Source organism: Streptomyces sp. NPDC008092 (assembly GCF_042957285.1).
Taxonomy (GTDB): Bacteria; Actinomycetota; Actinomycetes; order Streptomycetales; family Streptomycetaceae; genus Streptomyces.
The window spans coordinates 43,750-62,755 of the sequence record NZ_JBIBHY010000028.1; the positions used below are offsets into that span (position 1 = coordinate 43,750).

19 protein-coding genes and 1 pseudogene are annotated in these 19,006 nt (G+C 70.3%); 17 read left to right on the forward strand and 3 right to left on the reverse strand.

Annotated features, from left to right (window positions below; genetic code table 11):
• Window positions 1-16: 16 nt before the first annotated feature.
• The 15 genes and pseudogenes from ACFZB3_RS48505 to ACFZB3_RS48575 all read left to right on the forward strand — a co-directional run bounded on the left by ACFZB3_RS48505 (window position 17) and on the right by ACFZB3_RS48575 (window position 11,766).
• Entirely contained in the window at window positions 17-763 is a 747-nt protein-coding gene (locus ACFZB3_RS48505; RefSeq protein WP_391390003.1) for a hypothetical protein, read from the forward strand.
• Between the two features lie 187 nt (window positions 764-950).
• The gene (locus tag ACFZB3_RS48510) at window positions 951-1,433 is read left to right on the forward strand and encodes a hypothetical protein (protein ID WP_391390005.1); all 483 of its coding nucleotides are present in this window, start codon (window positions 951-953) and stop codon (window positions 1,431-1,433) included.
• Complete coding sequence (locus tag ACFZB3_RS48515; protein WP_391390007.1) at window positions 1,430-1,873, forward strand: hypothetical protein; 444 nt, start codon at window positions 1,430-1,432, stop codon at window positions 1,871-1,873. The genes ACFZB3_RS48510 and ACFZB3_RS48515 overlap by 4 nt, the downstream gene beginning before the upstream one ends.
• Window positions 1,874-1,883: 10 nt before the next feature.
• The gene (locus ACFZB3_RS48520) at window positions 1,884-2,297 is read left to right on the forward strand and encodes a hypothetical protein (RefSeq protein WP_391390008.1); all 414 of its coding nucleotides are present in this window, start codon (window positions 1,884-1,886) and stop codon (window positions 2,295-2,297) included.
• A 42-nt stretch (window positions 2,298-2,339) separates the two neighbouring features.
• Complete coding sequence (locus tag ACFZB3_RS48525) at window positions 2,340-3,182, forward strand: winged helix-turn-helix transcriptional regulator (RefSeq protein WP_391390010.1); 843 nt, start codon at window positions 2,340-2,342, stop codon at window positions 3,180-3,182.
• The gene (locus ACFZB3_RS48530; RefSeq protein ID WP_391390012.1) at window positions 3,179-3,682 is read left to right on the forward strand and encodes a regulator; all 504 of its coding nucleotides are present in this window, start codon (window positions 3,179-3,181) and stop codon (window positions 3,680-3,682) included. Before ACFZB3_RS48525 ends, ACFZB3_RS48530 begins: the two co-directional genes overlap by 4 nt.
• The gene (locus tag ACFZB3_RS48535) at window positions 3,679-4,914 is read left to right on the forward strand and encodes an MFS transporter (RefSeq protein ID WP_391390014.1); all 1,236 of its coding nucleotides are present in this window, start codon (window positions 3,679-3,681) and stop codon (window positions 4,912-4,914) included. The genes ACFZB3_RS48530 and ACFZB3_RS48535 overlap by 4 nt, the downstream gene beginning before the upstream one ends.
• A gap of 31 nt (window positions 4,915-4,945) precedes the next feature.
• Window positions 4,946-5,247: pseudogene (locus ACFZB3_RS48540) on the forward strand (hypothetical protein).
• Between the two features lie 215 nt (window positions 5,248-5,462).
• Window positions 5,463-6,686: an ATP-grasp domain-containing protein gene (locus tag ACFZB3_RS48545; RefSeq protein WP_391390046.1), complete on the forward strand. Its 1,224-nt coding sequence runs from the start codon at window positions 5,463-5,465 to the stop codon at window positions 6,684-6,686.
• The gene (locus ACFZB3_RS48550; protein ID WP_391390016.1) at window positions 6,683-7,825 is read left to right on the forward strand and encodes an MFS transporter; all 1,143 of its coding nucleotides are present in this window, start codon (window positions 6,683-6,685) and stop codon (window positions 7,823-7,825) included. Before ACFZB3_RS48545 ends, ACFZB3_RS48550 begins: the two co-directional genes overlap by 4 nt.
• Window positions 7,822-8,442, forward strand: a complete 621-nt coding sequence (locus tag ACFZB3_RS48555) for an HAD-IA family hydrolase (protein WP_391390018.1) — start codon at window positions 7,822-7,824, stop codon at window positions 8,440-8,442. The genes ACFZB3_RS48550 and ACFZB3_RS48555 overlap by 4 nt, the downstream gene beginning before the upstream one ends.
• Window positions 8,443-8,471: 29 nt before the next feature.
• Entirely contained in the window at window positions 8,472-9,341 is an 870-nt protein-coding gene (locus ACFZB3_RS48560; protein ID WP_391390020.1) for a DUF317 domain-containing protein, read from the forward strand.
• A 31-nt stretch (window positions 9,342-9,372) separates the two neighbouring features.
• Window positions 9,373-9,861 (forward strand): hypothetical protein, encoded by a 489-nt coding sequence (locus tag ACFZB3_RS48565; RefSeq protein WP_391390022.1) that lies wholly within the window; start codon window positions 9,373-9,375, stop codon window positions 9,859-9,861.
• Window positions 9,862-9,920: 59 nt separating this feature from the next.
• Window positions 9,921-10,706, forward strand: coding sequence for a DUF317 domain-containing protein (locus tag ACFZB3_RS48570; protein ID WP_391390023.1), 786 nt, complete (start codon window positions 9,921-9,923; stop codon window positions 10,704-10,706).
• 37 nt (window positions 10,707-10,743) lie between these two features.
• Window positions 10,744-11,766, forward strand: coding sequence for a SpaA isopeptide-forming pilin-related protein (locus ACFZB3_RS48575; protein WP_391390025.1), 1,023 nt, complete (start codon window positions 10,744-10,746; stop codon window positions 11,764-11,766).
• A 261-nt stretch (window positions 11,767-12,027) separates the two neighbouring features.
• On the opposite strand, the gene ACFZB3_RS48580 is transcribed toward ACFZB3_RS48575, so the two are convergent.
• Window positions 12,028-12,375: a MarR family transcriptional regulator gene (locus ACFZB3_RS48580; RefSeq protein ID WP_391390027.1), complete on the reverse strand. Its 348-nt coding sequence runs from the start codon at window positions 12,373-12,375 to the stop codon at window positions 12,028-12,030.
• Between the two features lie 631 nt (window positions 12,376-13,006).
• Between ACFZB3_RS48580 and ACFZB3_RS48585 the strand changes: the two genes are divergently transcribed.
• Window positions 13,007-15,151, forward strand: a complete 2,145-nt coding sequence (locus ACFZB3_RS48585) for a hypothetical protein (protein ID WP_391390029.1) — start codon at window positions 13,007-13,009, stop codon at window positions 15,149-15,151.
• 206 nt (window positions 15,152-15,357) lie between these two features.
• Window positions 15,358-16,746, forward strand: coding sequence for an ISL3 family transposase (locus ACFZB3_RS48590; RefSeq protein ID WP_391390031.1), 1,389 nt, complete (start codon window positions 15,358-15,360; stop codon window positions 16,744-16,746).
• Window positions 16,747-16,963: 217 nt separating this feature from the next.
• Here ACFZB3_RS48590 and ACFZB3_RS48595 read toward each other — a convergent pair whose 3' ends face one another.
• Window positions 16,964-18,220 (reverse strand): MFS transporter, encoded by a 1,257-nt coding sequence (locus ACFZB3_RS48595; protein WP_391390033.1) that lies wholly within the window; start codon window positions 18,218-18,220, stop codon window positions 16,964-16,966.
• Window positions 18,211-18,711, reverse strand: coding sequence for a winged helix DNA-binding protein (locus ACFZB3_RS48600; protein WP_391390035.1), 501 nt, complete (start codon window positions 18,709-18,711; stop codon window positions 18,211-18,213). The genes ACFZB3_RS48595 and ACFZB3_RS48600 overlap by 10 nt, the downstream gene beginning before the upstream one ends.
• Between the last annotated feature and the right edge of the window lie 295 nt (window positions 18,712-19,006).

Here is a 19,006-nt window from a genome sequence, read left to right on the forward strand (position 1 = left end):
CTTCACCGAAAGGCCCTTGTTGTCTCCCACCGAACCGGCGCCGTTCCGAAAGCCCATCCCCCAGGTCGACTTCGATCTGGACGACCTCGACGCCGACGAGGAGAAGTACCTCGACTTCTACCGCAACGTCGGCGTCCACGAGGACATGCTCGTCCTCATGGCCGAACATCACGACGGGCCTCACAGCTACTACGTCCTGTTCGACCGTACCGCGACATGGGGACACCCCGGCCTGCCCCAGGTGCTTGCCGTCTATCTGCAACGGGACCACGAGAAGAAGACGTTCACCTTCGAGCAGAGACCGCTGCCGCTGCCCGCGATGGCGCAGTCCTGGCTCATCCACCGGGGCTGCCCGCCCGATGCCATCGGCCTCGACTCCGAGTTGAGCGGCCCGCCGCCGGCGGACGAGGCCACGCGAGCACTGGGGCGACGCCTCGCCGACGACGGCGACCACTACGCCATGGGCTACTCCTACACCAGCGACGACCTGGACGACATGGTCGTTGTTGTGGCTCTGCGAGCGCTGGACGAGCGTGCCCCGTCGCCGTTCCGTGTCGTGGTCGAAGAGGTCGATACCGAGACGTGGACGCACACCCTGCGCGAGGGCGGTTTCGACACGGCCGGTGAGGCCCTGCAGTGGTGCGAGGACCGCCTCATGGGCGAGGCCGGTCCTCTCCCGCCGGTCCGTCCGACGGCCGCCGCCAGCCGCCCGGCCGGTGTGGCGAAGGCCGCTGCCTCGCCCTCGCCCGGCCGTTCGCGCTGAGTGCTCAGCCCCACGCGGGCGGCGCAACATAGCCGACGATCGCCGGTTAGCCAAACCGGAGATTCTCCGGATTCTTATAGCCGCTGGGACAACCTCCCCGCAGCGCCAATCCACGAAATCCGTACGTCTCTTCGGAGGCTTCTTCCGCATGCGCTCCACCCCGAATCCCAGAACAGGAGTCTTCGCTTTGTCCGACGGCATATCCGATGACGTCAAGGATGTCCTGGGCGTACTCACCGAACGGATCGAAGCGCGCTTCGGCATGGACATCGGCCAGCTGAAGGCCGCGGTCGCCGCCGCGCCCCTGGCGAATCCTGCCGCCACCGATGTCGTCAAGTGGCACGGCCTCCTCGCAGAGGCCCAGTCCGTGGTCGACCGCGCGGAAAACGACCTTCTTGCCGCGCTGGAGACGCAGCCCAGTGAGGTCGACGACCCGACGATGGGCCTCGCTCACCGCGTGAACGCGGCCGTCACCACCCGCGACGGCCGGGCCATGGTCATGCGGTGGCTCCTCGACCCGGACGCTCCGGGGAAGAAGGGTCCCGCCGCCGAACGGCTCGCCCGCCTGCGCCCCCGCACCGGGCAGGCGGTGCAGACCAGGGTCCCCCACCGGCCTGCGGGCACACCGGCACCCGCGTCGGCGGGGCAGCCGGGAAGGCCCGTGCGTTGAGCCGGGACAGGGCCAGCACCATGGACGCAGACCTGCAGCAAGTCTTCGGGGCCCCGGTTCCGGAACTGTATGAGTCGGCTGTCGGCCGCGATGCCTCACCGGCGCTCACCCGTGCCCTAGAACTGCGCTCCTTCCTCGCCCTGACGGAGGAGCAGGTTGCCCGCGTACGCGACCGCGTGCACAGGGACATGGACCCGGACCGCGACATGGGCGAGCTATCGGCGGACAAGCTCCGCTTCGATGCGCAGTGGCTGGAGGCAGCCCTCGACGCCCGCGACAGCTACCGCGCCGCCCTCGGCGAGTTGCTGCGCACCATGCCCCCGCCCGCCCAGCAGGCCCGTCCCGTCCGCACTACGCAGCTCAAGGCCACCGTAGCCGTGCCTTCTTCCGCCGCCCCGGCACCGCCGGGTGCCGGGGCGGCCCGGGCCCGCCGACCGTGAAAGTCCCCGATTGCCCCGCCTCACGTCCACCGACATAGCCGGACGGATCGAGGACCTGTACGGCGCACCGCTCGCCGACCTCGCAGCCCACGCACGCGACCAGCCGCCCGGCATGCTCTCCGCCCTGCTCGGCATGTACGACGGCCTCGCCCTCGCCGAGCGCGGCATCGACGTCCACCGCGGCCACCTCGCCCGGCTCGTCCATCCCGAGCGGCAGATCGGCCCGCACGAGGTGTCCCACCTCCTCGATGGCACCCGTCGGCTTGCCGAAGCCGTCGCCGTCCGCGACGTCCAAGCCACTGCGGTCGCCGCTGTCCTGCAGAGCCTGGCCCGCGCCCCGGCCCCGGCGTCTGTCCCGCCGGCTCCCTCACCGCCTGCCCCGGCTCCGCCTCATGCGGCGCCGAGCCCGGTGCACAGCCGCTGACTCGCAGGCGCCCCCCTTCTCAATCACCCAGGAGTTCCTCCCTTGGCCACCACCGCTCTGCCCCCTGACACCGACGCCGACATCGCGCGGGTCACCGAGGCCCTCGCCATGATCACCCCGCGCTGGAACGTGAGGATCCTGCTGGCTCTCTGGGGTCGGCCGCTGCGTTACAGCGAGTTGGCGGCCAAGATGTCCTGGCTGCAGAGCGGCCAGCTCCACCCCAAGATCAAGTCGCTGTGTGACGCCGGTCTTGTCGAGCGCGCTGAGCATGACGCCCGGCATGTGACCTACGGCCACACCCAGCGTGGGGCCGCTCTGCTGCCGGTGCTGCCGATGATCGTCACCTGGGCCGAGGAGCATCTGGAGACGCCGGACGGCCCGCTGCCCGCGATCGAGCAGATCGAGGACAGCCTCACCCTCCTCACCCGGCGCCACGCCGCCGCCATCCTGTGGGTGCTGAAGTCCCGCGAGGAGGTCAGCGGCCGGGCCCTGGCCCGGATCGTGATGCCCAGCAGCGACTGGACCAACATCTACCCGCCGCTGCGGCAGCTCGTCGCCGACGGCCTGGCCGACACCGACGGCATGGGCCGGCCCTACCGGCTGTCCGCAGCTGGTGATGGCCTGGGCCCGGTGCTCGGCGCCCTGTCCGCCTGGTCCGCCGGGCAGCCCCTCGACGAAGCCGCCCAGCACCCGGTCTGGGGGCACTCGCAGGCGAAGCCCGCGCCGAGGCCATGGATCAGCAGCCAGTCGAGGCCGGCCTCCACCGCTATCCCGCCCGCTCGGACACCCCAGTCCTCTCCGGCCTGGCACAACCGGGATCTTTTCTCGCACGCCGCGACCGCCCATCCCAAGGCAGCCATCCCGGTGGGAGGCCCGCGCCGATGAGCACCGCCATTACCTCTGCCGAAGCGTTGCGCGCTGTCGACCTGCTCGCCTCGCGGCCCTTGGTCCGTCTGGTCACCGAGATCGACGACAACGGCGCCATACCGCCGCGACGGCTGGCCGCAACTTTGTCCGACCTCTCCGCGCACCAACTGCGCAGCGCATCCGACACGGCCCACGCCCACGGTCTCATCCGGATCACGCCCGGCGCCGGTCTGGAACTGACCCAGACCGGAACGGAGTTGGCCGATCTGTACGACGCGATGGCCCGCTGGGCCCGGCGCCACACGGTCCCCGCCCCCGTCTGCGAGTTCAGCAGCCGTATCCGGCACGTCCTCGACCTGTTGACACCATCGCTCACCGCCGAGCCCGCCGACAACCCGTCCTCGTTGGTCGGCGACGGAGGCGCGGCGGGTCTGGGCCGTCTCCACATGCTCTTGATCCGGTGGCTGGCCGACAACCCCCAGGTAGCCAGGGTGTCCGAACCCGAGCCGGTCGCGTGAGCACAGCGGTCACACCCCGGTACGCGCGTCACACCGGCGGGCTGCTGCGCAGCATCTACCTGCCGCGCACGGCGGACGCGCTGGCGTTCGCGATGTCCACCTACGGCATCCCGCTGCTGGTCCTGGCCACGACGCGATCCGCCGCGCTGACAGGTGCCGCCTTCGCTCTGGAATGGATCCCGCGGCTTGCTGCGTTCGGGTGGGCCGGATCGGTTGTCGACCGGCGCGGTGCCTCGGTCGTCTTCCACCGGGCCGCCCTGGGCCGGGCGCTGGCTCTGGCCGCTGGCGCGATCCTGCTCTACCTCCACCCGTCCGGCACCGTAGCGAGCGCGACCGTGATGGTGCTGGCGGCAACGACCGGCGTACTCACCGAGTTCAGCTATATCGCGGCCGAGACCGCGGGCGCCGCCGCCGGACGCCGAGCAGGACAGCGGGCCCACCGTGTGCAGGCCGTCCTGCTCGCCATCGACCAGACGGCGACCCTGGTCGGTCCGGCGCTCGTCGGCGTGCTGTTGTTCGCCGGTCCGCCGTTGATGCTTGCGGTGATCACCGTGTTGTCGCTGCTTGCCGCGCTGCTCGCCCTGCGCACCCCGCCTTCGCCTGTGGCACCGGCCCGTGTGCAGAAGGGGAAGTCCGGCGCCGGACTGCTCGCCGGGTGGCGCACCATCCGCTCGCTGCCCGCGCTCGGCTGGCTCGTGACCGGGCTGACCCTGTCCAACCTGGCCACCGGCCTGTTCCAGGCGGCTGGCCCCGTGATCGTCGTCCAGCACTTCGGGCAGTCCACCACCGCTGTCGGCCTGGTCTGGTCCGCCGCTGCCGCAGCGACGCTCCTCAGCGTCACGCTCTGTCGGTTCGCCCTGGAGCGCCTCGGCCTGTGGCCGGTCGGCGCCACCTGCGCCGCCCTCGCCTCGCTCGGCTGCCTCGCCGCTGCCCAGGCCCCCGACTACCTGTCCTACCTGGTCCTGGTCGCCGTCCTCATGGCGGCCGACGGCGGCCTGGCGGTCGTCCTGCGTACTCTGCGCTCCCGGCTGATCCCTCCGGACAGCTTCGGCAGCACCCTGTCGGCGACGATTCTCATCCTCCTGCTGCCCTTTCCCGTCGCCGGCGTGCTCACCGCGCTCACCCCGCCCGACGCGCTGGGCCACGTCATCACCGCCTGCGCGGTCCTGCAGGCCCTCGGCCTGCTCTGCGCCTTCGCCCACCTGCGCACCGATCCCGCCCTGCGCACCTGAACCCGCTGCGCCCCAGCCTGTGCAGAACTTCATGTCCATCGCCGCCCTCGGGTCGCACCGCGCGACCGGCCGCACCATCACCGAGCAGCTCCCGCCTTCGACGCCCACAAGCCGCATGTCTACTGCGCTCTGGAACCCATGGCCGCCCGCCGCCTGGCCGCCGGCGCCACCCGCGTCAACTTGAAGGACCTGTTCGAGGACCTGCGCCGCCAACTTCCGTACGGCGTATCCGGGCTGAACAACAAATACACCGCCCTCTACGCCCTCCGCCTGATCGACAACCACCCCCACTGGGCCGACGTGTTCGAACTGCGCCGCCGCCGCGCTGCCTGACACCCCTTCCACTCCACCTCCTTCGCGCCCTCCGCCGGCCGAAGACCGCCTGCGTGAGCGCCCTCGGCCCCAGGCCCCACCCCTCCGGGCCGACCGTGCACCTGTCCCGGTGCCACCGCGGTTCGCCTGCTCTCCCCGCGCCTCTCCCTCCTCCGCACCCAAGGAGCTTGCTCTTGTCCGACCGCCCCGTCGTCCTCGTCGTTGCCGCAGCCGACATGGAGGCCGAGGCATACCGCGCGTACTGCCTTCAGTCCGTGGCCGCCGCCTATGACGTGGTCCTGATCACCAGCGAAGAACCGTCATGGGAGACGCCGTACCTGCGCGACTGCGTCGTCCTCTGCGACCCGGCCGACCAGGCCGCGCTGTCCGCCGCCGGCCGGATTCTGGCCGAACGCTACGACCTGGCGGGGGTGTTCACCTGGACCGAGTGGTACCTCGTGCCCGTGGCCCGCCTCGCCCGCCAGCTCGGCCTGCCCACGACCGCCCCGGAGGCCATGCAGGCGTGCCGCAACAAGGCCACCTCCCGTGCGCTGTTCGCACGCCACGGCGTTCCATCGGCCGCTTCGGTGAGCGTGCGGACCCTGGCCGAGGCCGAGACGGCGGCCCGGCGGATCGGCTACCCGCTCGTGCTGAAGCCCGCCGCGCACGCGGCCAGTATCGGCGTGATCCGCGCCGACACCCCCGAACAGCTCACCGCGGCCTTCGCGTTCGCCGACCACGCGGCCGGGCTCGGGCGGGAGTCCACCAGCGTGCTCGTGGAGGAGTATCTCGACGGGCCCGAGGCGTCGGTCGAGTGCGTCACCTACCGCGGCGAGACCACCGTCGTCGCGGTCACCCGCAAGACGGTCAGCGCTCCGCCGTTCTTCGAGGAACTGGCCCACTGCGTGGACGCCGCAGACCCGCTGCTCGACGTCGTGACCCCCGCGGCGCGGGCCGCGATCCGCGCACTGGGGATCACCGACGGCGTCAGCCATGTCGAGATGCGCATGGTCGACGGCCGGCCGCGGCTCGTCGAGGTCAACGGGCGGATCGGCGGCGACATGATCGGCCACCTCGTCCGGCTCGCGACCGGGATCGACCTGCCGCGCGCCGCCGCCGACATCGCCTGCGGCCGGGCCCCCGACCTCACCCCGACCAGATCCTCGGCCGCCGCGATCCAACTGCTCTACCCGGACACTTCCGGCACCCTGCTCCACCTCGGCTTCGACGCCACCCCGGACTGGCTGCACCGCGTGCACTTCCAACGCCAGGTCGGCGACCAACTGCTCCTTCCGGCCGACGGCGGCAACATGTGGACCGCGCGGATCGGCTACCTGATCACCACCGCGCCCAGCGCAGACCTCGCACAGGCCCGCGCCGAGGAAGCGGTCCGCCGCACCCGGATCCACGTACAGCCCCTCCCGGCCGACGAGCGTGTCGCTGGAGGGCGCCCTGCATGAGCCACAGCGACGTATCCCTCCGGCGCAGCCGTGGCGTGCTGACTGGCTACTTCCTCGGTCTGGGTGTGGTGATGGCGGTCTGGGGCGCCCGGATGCCGGCCGTCCAGCACGCCGCCCACCTCACGACCGCCAGCCTCTCCCTCGTCCTGCTCGCCGCCGCTGCCGGCATGGTCGCCGGGCTGCAGGCCGGAGGCCGGCTCGCCCGGCCCGGACGCCTTCCCGTGCTCCTGATCGGCGGAGCGGTCGCACTGGCGGCAGCCCTCGCCGTGCTCGGCCAATGCCGGACGCTGGCCTCGCTGCTTGCCGCGGCGCTGGCCTTCGGCGCCGCGCACGGGGTCCTGGACGTCGCCGCCAACACCGGGGCCGTCCGCTGCCAGCACGCCTACGGCAAGCCCATCATGTCGTCCCTGCACGCCGCGTACTCGATCGGCGCGCTGGGCGGCGCCGCCCTGGCCGCCACCACCGCCGGCACAGGCCACAGCACCTTGTTCCTGGCGGTCGGTGCCGCACTGACGGTGGGCGTGCTCGCGGCCGTGCCGCGCACCCTGACGGTGAGCGGCACCGACCCCATACCCCTGAGCCCGCACGAGGGAAGGCACCGTACGACGGGGAGGGTGTGGCTGCTGGGTGCGCTGGCGGCTGCCAGCCTGCTGGGGGAGGGAGCGGCAGCTGACTGGGCCGCCGTGCACGTGCACGCCCTGCACGCCGGTACGGCCCTCGCCGCGAGTGCCTTCGCCCTCTACAGCACCGGCATGGCGATCGGCCGGCTGACCGGCGACCGGCACACGACCCGCTTCGGCGCCCCTGCCGTGGTCCGCGCCGGCGCGGTGGTCGCCGCCACCGGCCTGGCCACCGGTGTCCTGGCCGACAGCGTGCCGGCGGCGCTGGCCGGATGGGCGGTCTTCGGGCTCGGCCTGTCCGGCACCGTCCCCTGCCTGATCACCGCCGCCGGGAGCCACGGTCCGAGGGCCGTCGCCACGGTGTCCGTCACTGGCTACCTCGGCCTGCTCGCCGGCCCCGCCCTCATCGGCGCCCTCGCCAGCCTCACCACCCTGCCCACGGCCCTGCTGCTGCCCGCCCTCCTCGCAGCCGCTCTCGCCGCCCTCGCTCGCCGTGCCCTGGAGAACACCGCCCCTTGACCCACCCCACCAGCCTCGACGCCGTCATCCTCGACTACAACGGCGTCATCGGAAGACAGCCCACCCGCGCCCACTGGCTGAGCCTGGCCCGCACCGCCTCCTGGCCCGAAGACGATCTCGCCGGCTTCCAGCGGGCCTTCTGGAACGCCCGCGACCTCTACGACGCCGGCCAGCTCAGCGACCTGGCGTACTGGGCGCGCGTCCTCGGCGCCCACCCCGGCCCCCGCCTGCTGCGCGAACTCCTCGCCGCGGACACGAACATGTGGACCGAGACCGACGAGAGCGTCCTGGCCGTCCTGCGCCGCGCCCACGCCACCGGACTGCCGATGGTGCTGCTGTCCAACGCACCCGCCCATCTCAGTACCGTCCTCGACACCCACGGGTGGCGACGCCTGATGACCCAGGCGCTGTACTCAGCCAGCCTTGAGGTGTGCAAGCCCGACCCCGCCGCCTACCAACACGCCATACGGGTCACCGGAGCTCGCGATCCACGACGCGTTCTGTTCGTGGACGACCGCGCCGACAACTGCCAGTCCGCCTCCCGCTCGGGCCTGCGGACCCTGCACTACACCGGCTCCAGCGACGCCCTCCAGGAATCCCTGATGCTCGCCGCCTGAACCATCCGCGCCCTCCCCTTCAGGAACCTGTGACCTCTCACGACGACCTGCGCACGATCGACGGAGACGTCTTCGTCTCCCCGCGCCACCTCGCTTCCACCACCGGAATCGGCGACCCCGCCCTCGCCCCCCTCACCGACCTCGGCTGGGACTTCCACCACGACGACCTCGGCAACGTCTACGTCAACGCACCCGACCGCAAGGTCCGCCTGGGCTACCTTCCCGAGGGCGAGGACGACGGGCTCTGGCGCATCAATGCCTACCGCGACCCGTTCGGTCCGCCGACCTGGGGCGTCTGCTTCAACGACCGCGTCCCCACCGAGTTCGTCCAGGCATTCACCACCGCCCTCGCCACGGCGTACCAGCAAGGACCGGACGCCTACCTCGCCCGGCCGGTCTCCGGGAGCGACGAACACGATCCCTTCCTCGCCGTCGTGCCCCTCCTGAAAGGGGGCTGGGAGATCGACCGCCCCCGTTGGGGCGTCTTCGCCATCCAGGCCCCGGACGCACTCGCCGGCCTGGAGTTCACCACCGGCGACCTCGACCCGGAAGCCGAACTGACCACGCGCGACGCCCGCTGGCAGATGTGGGCGGGCAACTCCACCAACCGGCCCCTGTGGTACGCCACGGCCAGCACCGACACCCCCGTCGCTCTGCTCACGGCCGTCACCGCGTGCGTCGCCGATCCGGCTCCACTGCCCCGGTGGCGCGAGGACACCTTCAGCTACATCGAGGGCCTGGCCCAGCTCACCCCGATCCTTCCGCCCGGACCGCCGGCCCCCACCCCACTCGATGTGCAGCGGGCCGCCGCGTCCCGCCGCCCGGCCGCGCTCCCCGCGTCCAGCATCCCGCGCTGGAGCACCACCAGCCGACCAGCCCTGCCCGGCCCTCGCCGATAGAACCCAGCCCACCCCCTACTGGAGATCGATCTTGTCCCTGCAGGCCCCGGAGTTCTTCGCCGAACTGTTCCTCCCCTTCCACGACCACACCGTCGTGGGCAACACCTACTTCGCCACCCCCGTCCCCGGCCAACCGCTGAGGCTGCGGATCAGTTTCACCGGCACCATCCACGCGGACACCTACGGCGGCCTGCGCCTGGCGGTCATCCACCGGGACCGCGGCGAGATCGATGCGGTCGCCCTCAGCTTCCTCCACCACGGCACCTTCCACCGCCGCGACGAAGCGACCAACACCCCGCCGAACACCAAGCAGTACGCCACCTTCGGCACGTACCACCGCCCCGGACGGCCCCCGTGGGAGGGAGCCGTCACCACCGGACTGCGCGACGCCATCGAGCAGTACACCGCCGTCTGGTTCCCCGGCGCCTGGAACACCTCCGCCCCGAGCCGCGCCGCAGGTCGATCTGCGCAACCGGCTCCCGCCGCGCTGGCCACCCGCAACGGCACCCGCGCCCGCTGAGCCGGGCCCACACCACCGGCCCAGCCGTTCCGTACCTTTCAGCAGGAGCCCTGCCCGTGATGACCCACCCCTTCGAGAACCTCGACCCGGCCCACCCTGTGCAGGTCCTTCCCCGCCACCTTGCCGGGCCCGGCGTCGTCGACCCGCGCACCACGTGGGCCTTCCCCTACGACGAGGGCTGGCCGTTCGCCCAGACCGAGCACGGTCCGGCAGCCGCGTTCAGCCCGTGCCTGCGATTGCAGACCACCTACGACCCCCAGCCCGACAAGCCCGGCAAGGGCACGTGGATGATCACCGCCCACAGGGCCCCGTCCCTCCCATCGGACTGGTGGATTACCTTCGACGCCACCATCCCCGCCGAGCTGGTCCACGACGTCCACACCGAGCTGCTCGACCTCTACCTCGAAGACCGGCACAGCGACCAGGACCGGCTGTTCCAGGACGAGACGGCGCTACACGAGGTGTACGCACCGCTGCTCACCCGTGGTTGGAGCCACGACGTCAAGACCGACGGCACACAGACCTTCCTCACTCCGGAAGGACTCGGCGGCGTGCGCCACCGCTACGACATCAGCGGCTCCAACGGGCCGGCCTGGCGAGCCTGGGGCGGACACCCCAGCGAACCGCACTGGAAGGCCGACTTCTCCTTCCGGACGCCCACCACGCTCGTCGCGGCCTTCACCGCCTCGCTCATCTCCACCGACCCACTGCACCGCACCGTCCAGGACGTCCCCGTCCAGACCCGACGCGCCCTCTACGTCGCCACCCCGACAGGCAAGCAGCCGAACGGCACCACCCCTGTCGCCCCGCCGCTTCCTGCCCCGGTCTCCGGCCACACTCGATGACCTTCCCCGTCCCCAGTCCCAAGGAGTCCTCTTCCTCGTGCACGCACGCCGCGCCCGATCCGCTGCTGGCGTCGCCGTCGCGGCGGCCGGCATCCTGAACTGGGCGCCGGCCGCGAGCGCCGAGCCCTCCGAGGCGACCCCCTCGGTCTCCGCCGCTCCCGCCGAGACCCCGGCCCTGGACGCGGGCAGCGTCGAGATCACCACGAAGGACACGGCCGGCGACGTTGTACCCGGTGCGGTGTTCCAGCTGCTCGGCTCCACCGGCCAGGAAGCCGGACGCGGACACAGCGACGCCCAGGGGAAGCTGACCTTCCCCGGCCTCGCGCCGGGCGTCTACCGGCTCAAGCAGACGGCCACCGGCAGCCCGCTCCACGAGGTCGTCGCCGACCAGGACGTCATCGTCACCCCGGGCGCGACCACCCGGCTGACGATCACCGACCCGTTCAAGACCGCCAAGGTCCTCCTGCAGGCCAAGGACGACGAGACGGGGAAGCTCCTGCCCGGCGCGACCGTGAACATCGGCACCGGCACCTCCACGCTGCTCACCCTGACCACCGGCGCCAAGGGCACGGCCCCCGGCGAACTGCCCGTGTCGAGCCGCAGGACGCAGTTCTGGGTCAAGGAGATCAAGGCCCCCGCCGGCTACGGCCTACACAAGCCGACGAAGACGTTCACCGCAGGTCCCGGAGCCCCGGTGACCGTGACCGTCACCAACGCCAAGACGGCCACCGATCCGAAGCCCGATCCCTCAGACAAGCCGACGCACCAGCCCACCGACTCCCCGCCGAGTCCGGATAGGCCAAGAAGCGGTACCGGAAGCACCACGCCGTCGGCCTCGGGCAGCGACACACCGGAGCCCGACTCCTCATCCGTCGCGGCGACGTCGGTCGGCGACTCGACGCCGAAGGCGCCGACAGGTTCCCTCGCCCACACCGGAGCCGACGCCACACCGTGGCTGATCGGCGGCGCAGCCGTACTGACAGCAGCAGGCGGAGGCGCTCTCCTCCTGGCACGCCACCCCCACACGGAGAGCCCCACAGATGACTCCACCGAGAGCTGACCCGCACTCCACCCCGCTCCATGACTCAGAGCCCCGGATTCCACAGCCCGGAATCCGGGGCTCTGTCGTCCAAGTCCTGGCGGGCTGGTCCGTCATGATCGGCTTTGCCGACGGGTGAGACCGGCGCGCCAGGAAGCCCGCCAACCCCGAGGGCAGCCGCCAGTCGCTGCCTGCCACGGCCGTACGGTCTTCGGCTCCGGAGGAGGCGTTGGAGCACTGGGGCGTATTGCGGTGCTATGGGTGCATCTGGGGACGCGTTGGTCACCAGCAGAGAGTGATGGGGCGGCGGCGGATCCGGCCATCACGCTCCTCCGGGCCGCGCTTGATGACGCCGAGTTCGGCCAGACGCTCCAGCTGGTAGGCGACCGACGCCGTGCTGGCCAGCCCTACGCTCTCGCCGATCTCCCTCATCGACGGCGTCCCCTCGTGGCCCCTGATGCACTCGACGATGCGCTCCTGCTGATCCGTCAGGTTGTCCATCGCCTCCTCCAGGGCCCAGACGTGCCGCCGGAGGTCGACCCGGGCCGCCGGCGACCGGCCGGCCGCCGAGCGCCAGAAGGGGTGAGTGGCCAGCCGGGCGCTCAGTACGTGCAGGTCGCGGCGGAGCACAGCCGTCTGTATCGGTCGGCGCTCCATAGCCGCGTAGGTGCGGTTCCACCTGTGCTGAACGCGTATGAGGTCGGGCGGGTATGGCATGAGACTCATGGCTAGACTCAACCATGTGTTCGATTTTCAAGGTGAGGAAGTTAGGCGCGTGTAGGGGCAGGTGTGACTGTCCTGTGACAGCGAACCTTGCCTGCGTGCCATCGGACCTTGATGGATGCGAGTCCGCGCCATCGAAGATTGAGCAGCAGGAGTGGGAAGCGGCTTCTTCACCTCGCCCAGGTGGGTACCCGAACGTGTGCCAGGCGTCGGCCCGTCTCGTAATGAGGAAGGCGAACAGCCCGGCGCAAGGGTGGGCCATGGCCGCGCAGGCGCGCACCGCTGGGTGCAGTCCCAGGGGGTGGGCACGCCTCTCCCGTCGGGGTGCGTGCCATGTAGGACGACAGCTGCGCGGTTAGGTGAGCGTGGGGATATGCCGCCAGGCGTCGCGGGATGCCGCCACAGCTAGCCACCTCGGTGAGTGCTCCGTAAGCGGCATTTCGCACTAACACACGGGCGGAATCCCACCGCACAGGCAGGTCTCCCACTTGCATGGGTACGTCGGCGGCGCCGTCGACGCACCGAACCGGAGGTCGCCATGTCCGACTTCAAATTGCTGTCGCGCCTCTCGGACGTGTTGGGCTCGTTTGTGCCGCTAATCCTGCCCGTTTGGATCGAAGGCATCGAGGTCACACAGTCGATTCAGTACTACCAAGCGGACCGTCATTTGACCGATCCGTCCGATCGTGGGCCCGACAATTCGGTACGCCTGATCGCGAACAAGGCTGCGTGGGTCCGTGTCTACGTGCGCAGCTGGTCCGGCGACGAACCGGGCATCGTCGGGGCGCTAGAGATCCAGCGTCGTCGCCGGCTCAGTTCTCAGTACCCGCCCTCGACGATGTCATGGAAGGCGCTCTGGCCTGGTGTCGTGACCGCCCATTCGACGCCCGACTACGCGACCGAGCGCGCCGATATCCAAGACACCCTCAATTTCGTCATCCCTTCCGACGAATTCTGGGGCGACCTGCGGCTCACGGTCCGCATCTGGGGAGAGGACGGCACGAAGTACCTCCCCCAGACCCTGGATATCGACGCGACACTCCGCCAGACCCTGCGTGTGCGCGGCATCCCCGTGCACTACAAAGGCCCCTCGACGGCGGGTCCGTCCCCCACCCCCTTCGATCTACCGGCCCCCAAGCTGGCCGACCTCGCCGCGACCTCCGCGTTTGCCTTGCGCGCGATGCCGGTGCAGGCGACCGGTGAGTTCACCATTACGGGGGAGCTCACGTGGGACCGCCCGCTGGACGACTCGCGCTCCTGCCCTGGCTGTTGTTCTCCCAACTGGGACGCGCTGCTCGCAGCACTAGCCGATGGCCGGAACAATGATGGCAACAAGTCCGACGTCGTTTACTACGGGCTGCTGCCCATAGGGATTCCGCTCAACGTGCCCGGCTGTGGGACCGCCGGTCTCGGGGCAGCAATGGTGGGCGATGAGTTCGCCCTGATGCACGAGATCGGGCATGGGTATGGATTCGCCCACACACCCTGCGGAGATGCCGGTGCGACCGACCCGAACTATCCGACCTACGAGCCCTACGACCCGGCGTCGATCGGCGAATACGGCCTGGACATCGCCGACGGCACCGTCATGCCGCCAGCAAAAACCCATGACTACATGTCCTATTGCGGCCCGAAGTGGATGTCTCTCTACCAGCACAAACGGCTAATCCTGCACCCGCGCCTCGGTGCGGAGTGGGTGCGGGGAGACATCTCGTGGCTACGGCTACGGTCGAAGGACTTTCCTCACTTTCCTGAGGGCCTTTACCGGGACCCGCGTGAAGGGGGGCTGAATCCATTGAAGCCGATCATCGCGATCACCGGGATCGTCCGCGAGCCGGGCCGGGTCGAGGTGCTGTCCGTGGCACGGGTGTCCGTGATGGGACAGCCTCCCGGCCGCACGACGGCGCTCACCGCCCGCCTGGTCGACGCCGACGCGCAGACGCTGTCACGTGCGGTGGTCCGCCGCCTGTCCCCTCAAGGGGAGGGTTGTTCGTGCCGCTGCGACGACCACGGGGACGACGCACCGTACGTGTTCGAGGTGTACGTGCCCGATGTCGATCTCGGAGCCGCGCTGGCGATCGACGAGGGCGAGCACACGGTGTGGGAGCGGCACGCTCCCGAAACCGGCCCCGAGGCCCGCGGAGTGGAGGCCGAGGCTACCGAGGAGGGGCTGACGCTGCGCTGGGAAGGTGGCGACCGTGACACCGGCACGTGGGCGCAGTGGTCGTCCGACGCAGGCACGACATGGAACGGCCTCGCGACCGGTCTGCGCGGAGGCCACGCTCGGCTCGGCCTTGCGGGTGTACCCGACGGCGAGGTGCTGATCCGCGTACTCGTCCACGATGGGTTTTCCACCGCTGCGTCGGAGCCCGTCGCGGTGTCCGTACCCCGGCGGCCGCCTGAGGTTGCGATTCTGCACCCGGCAGACGGGGCGATTCTGCTGGCCGAGGGCACGTTCCAGCTGTCGGCGTGGGTCGCGGACTCGGCGGGCCGCCCGGTCGATGCGCCGCAGTGTCGCTGGCTGTTGGACGGCCAGGAGGTGGGCGAGGGCCTGGAAGTCTGGACGGATAGCCCGGGCCCGGGTCGGCACAGTCTCACCCTGCTCGCGGGAGTCGGCGATCACGAGGTCGAGCGGAGCGTGAGTTTCCGGTGCCTACCCGATGACGAGTTCCCTGGTAGCTGATCGGCCCCGGTTGGAGCCGGGCGGTGGCTGCCGCCGGGCTCTCCAGGATCCTTCGGAGGATGGGACGGACTCCCCTGCTCGAAGGCGGCCTCGCCCCCGAGCAAGGGCGGCGGCGAAGCGGGGCAGGAAGCACACGCTGTGGAGAAGGCTGGCCTCGCCGCTGTTTGCTCAAACATCGGTGGCACACGCTCAAGAATCACTGCCAGGTGCGGATCGTGCTGGAGGTCCGCCGGTTCGTCTGCGTGAACGCGAAGTGCGGGCAGAAGACGTTCGCTGAGCAGATACCGGGTTTCACCAGTGCGTATGCCCGCTGCACCGATCGGCTGGGGACGCTGCTGAACGTGATCGCCCTGGCTCTGGCCGGCCGTGCTGGAGCGCGTATGGCCGCTGCATTGGGCATCACCGCGGGGCGGATGGGGCTGCTGGAGCGGGTGCGGGCGATGCCCGACCCGCCGTACGGGACTCCTCGGGTGCTCGGTGTCGACGATTTCGCGATCAAGCGCGGCCACAGCTACGCCACCGTGCTGATCGACGGGGAAACGCACCGGGTCATCGACGTGCTGCCCACCCGTGAGGCCGGGCCGCTGACCGCCTGGCTGTTCGCGCACCCTGGCGTCGAGGTCGTGTGCCGCGACCGGGCCGGCGCGTACGCCGAGGGCGCCGCAGCCGGAGCGCCCCATGCCCGTCAGGTCGCGGATCGCTTCCACTTGTGGCAGAACATCGGCCAGGCCGTCGAGAAATGCGTCGCCGCGCACCGCTCGTGCCTCACCGTACCGCCACCGGCGACGGTTGTGGCCGAGTCCCCGCAGCCGTCACCGCGCACTGCGACATCGCCCGGCGACGGACGCCTCGCTGCACGGCTGCAGGCTCATCACGCCCTGGTCCACGGCCTGTTGGAGCAGGGCATGGGGATCCGGGCCATCGCCCGCCACCTGGGCTGGGGCCGGCACACCGTGCAGCGGTACGCCCGCGCCCAGCACTGGCGGCAGGTCTCCCCGGGGCGCAATCGACGTGGCAGCAGCCTCGATGTCCACCACGCCTACCTCACCCGCCGCATCACCGAGACCCGCGGACGCATCTCGCTCGTGACCCTGCATCGCGAACTCGCCGAACGCGGCTGGCCGGGCGCCTACACCACGCTGCGCGACTGGGCGCGGCACGGTCTTCACCAGCCCCGCCGGACCCCGCAGCCGCCCCCGGCGCCGATGAGCACGCGCAAGGTCACCGGCTGGCTCACCCGCCGCCCGACCTCACTCACCGAGGACGAACACCAGCAGCTCAAGGCGGTGCTGGACGTCTGCCCCGAACTAGCCACCGCGCACCAACTCGTGCGCGACTTCGGCGACATGCTCACTCAGCAGACCGGCGTCTTTCTGCCCGCCTGGATCGACGAGGCCGCCGCAGCCGACCTGCCCGGACTGACCGGCTTCGCCCGCGGCCTCACCAACGATCTCGACGCCGTCATCGCCGGGCTCACGCTCCGCTGGAGCTCCGGCGGCACGGAGGGCGCCGTGAATCGCATCAAAAAGATCAAAAGGCAGCTATACGGCCGAGCCGAGTTCGATTTGCTCAGGAAGATGAGCCTGCTCTCATGACCGACCGTGACGGCTCCCCGTGATCGCTGACAGAGCCCGCTGAAAGCCGCCATAGCCACGTAAGCGGATCAGTAGCCCCGAATAAGCAGCAACGCACCCGGGATGATGGCTTGGCCGCCCTGGAGCTCAGGACTGGTGATCAACATGAGCCGTGACACGTTGGTCGGAACCTGGTCACGAGGGTTGGCACCGGTGACTGTGCGCCTCGGAGCGGGGCTCATGGGCCGGCTGCGGCTGTGTGTGGATGGGGCGGTGCGGAGGAACTGCGCAGGTCTGCCGTGGTGGCGCCCACCACGACGACGGCGCCGAGACAGAGCAGGCCACCGCTGACGAGGGCTGCCGCTCCCGAGGTGGCGTCTGCGACGAGACCGCCGCGCATGTTCCCGATGTCGGGTCCCGCTTGCCCGACGATCTGTTCGGCAGCGCTGACGCGGCCGAGTAATTCGTGCGGGGTGTGCATCTGGACGACGGTGCTCCGGGAGACGACGGAGACGGTGTCGGCGGCGCCGGCTATGGCGAGGAAGGTCAAACCGGCCCATGGGTTGGGCGAGAGGCCGAACAGTGTCAGCGCTGCGCCCCAGGTGGCGGATCCGCCAAGCATGGCCAAGCCGGGGCGGGGGAACCGTGTGAAGGTTCCGGAAAACAGCGACGCTGCAACGCCGCCGACGGCGATGGCTGTGAGGAACAGTCCGAGAGTGCGGGGGTTGCCGCCGAACCGTTCGGCGTTGATCAAGGGGAACAGGCTGACGGGCATCGACAGCACGGTGGCGGCCAGGTCTGTGAGCAGGGCCCCGCGAATGACGGGGGTGCGCGCCAGGAAGGCCAGACCGTCCAGGACTCCGTGCATGCCGGGTCGTGCGGGCTCGTCCCCTGGATCCATCTTCCGCAAGCCGAACGCACCGTAGAGCGCGGCGATGAAGGTCAGGGCATCGATCAGGTAGCAGGCACCAACTCCCAGCCCGCCCACGAGCAATCCGCTCAGTGCGGGACCGAGCAGCATGGCGCCCTGGAAGGCGATTCGTCTCAGGGCCAAACCCGCGGCCAGTTGGTGCTTGGGCAGGAGGTGGGGAATGAAGGTGCGCGAGGCGGGGCCGCTGCCTGCGCCGAAGCAGGACTGGAGTGCGACCAGCGCCAGCACACCGGCGGCAGGAACGTGCCCGAGGAAGCCCTGGAGCGCGAGGAGGAGCGAACACGCGGCCTGTCCGATGACCGTGAGCAGGTAGAACTTGCGGCGGTCCACCCGGTCGACGAGTGAACCGGCGAACAGCCCGAGCGCGACGAGGGGAATCGCCTGGGCCAGCCCGACAGCGCCTGTCCACGTGGTGCTCTTCGTCATCTCCCAGACCTGGAACATGACGGCGACGAGTGTCATCTGGCCGCCGAAACCGGACAGGGTCTGCCCGATCCACAACCGCCGGAACGTCGGTGACGACCGTAACGGAGTCACGTCGATCAGCGTGCGCTTCAGCCCCATGCGGGATCCTCCGCCAGCTTCTCGGCGATCCGGTCGTGGAAACTCTTGCGCTCCAGAGCCCGCTCGATATCGGTGACGACCTGGGAGAGCGGGTAGGGAATCTCCGCCTCCAGGTCAGCGACGGCAGCCTCGGTAGCCCGCCATTCCGCCGCCAGGCGGTCCACGACGCGGCGGGCCTTGTCGGTGAGCGTCACCTTCCTGGTGCGCGCGTCGTCGCCCACGACGGTCTGGACCCAGCCGGCCGTGCGCATCGCGGCGACTTTCTGGCTGAGCGCCGAATGCGTGCGCTGGACCGACGCGGCCAGTTCCGCGATGGTCATGGGTCCGCAGGCATGAAGCCGGAGCAGTTCCATGACAAAGCTGGGCTTGAGCCCGTCGATCTGCTGCTCGGAGTAGACCTGGGCAATGTCGGCGTCCATGGACGCCTGAAGCAGGCGCAGGGGCCGCCATCGGCTCTGTTGCGTCGGGTCGAGTGCATGGGGGTTGACCATGAGACGCACCGTAACAGTACTTATATAAGTGCTGTTGCTTTAGGAGGTGACCATGGACGCCGCAGGCCCGAGATGTCCGGGACTGGTTCCAACATGAATGGCAATGCGCCGAATGCCACAGGAGGCATGACCGATGGTTCCAGCGAGCGTGCCCCAGAAGGCCATCCAGCCCGGCACAGCCGATGAACCCGGCATAGCGGTCGGAGCCTCCCCCTGAGTGGTGGACACGCTGATACTGGATCTGCTTGATCCGGAGGAAGCGAGAAGACCGCCGATGGCGATGAAGGACTATTCG

Excerpts from the sequence above, each read along its gene's own strand:
- ACFZB3_RS48530 (WP_391390012.1), top strand. The coding sequence starts at position 3,179 with ATGAGCACCGCCATTACCTCTGCCGAAGCGTTGCGCGCTGTCGACCTG.
- ACFZB3_RS48545 (WP_391390046.1), top strand. The coding sequence starts at position 5,463 with ATGGAGGCCGAGGCATACCGCGCGTACTGCCTTCAGTCCGTGGCCGCC.
- ACFZB3_RS48550 (WP_391390016.1), top strand. The coding sequence starts at position 6,683 with ATGAGCCACAGCGACGTATCCCTCCGGCGCAGCCGTGGCGTGCTGACT.
- ACFZB3_RS48570 (WP_391390023.1), top strand. The coding sequence starts at position 9,921 with ATGACCCACCCCTTCGAGAACCTCGACCCGGCCCACCCTGTGCAGGTC.
- ACFZB3_RS48585 (WP_391390029.1), top strand. The coding sequence starts at position 13,007 with ATGTCCGACTTCAAATTGCTGTCGCGCCTCTCGGACGTGTTGGGCTCG.
- ACFZB3_RS48595 (WP_391390033.1), bottom strand. The coding sequence starts at position 18,220 with ATGGGGCTGAAGCGCACGCTGATCGACGTGACTCCGTTACGGTCGTCA.
- ACFZB3_RS48600 (WP_391390035.1), bottom strand. The coding sequence starts at position 18,711 with ATGGTCAACCCCCATGCACTCGACCCGACGCAACAGAGCCGATGGCGG.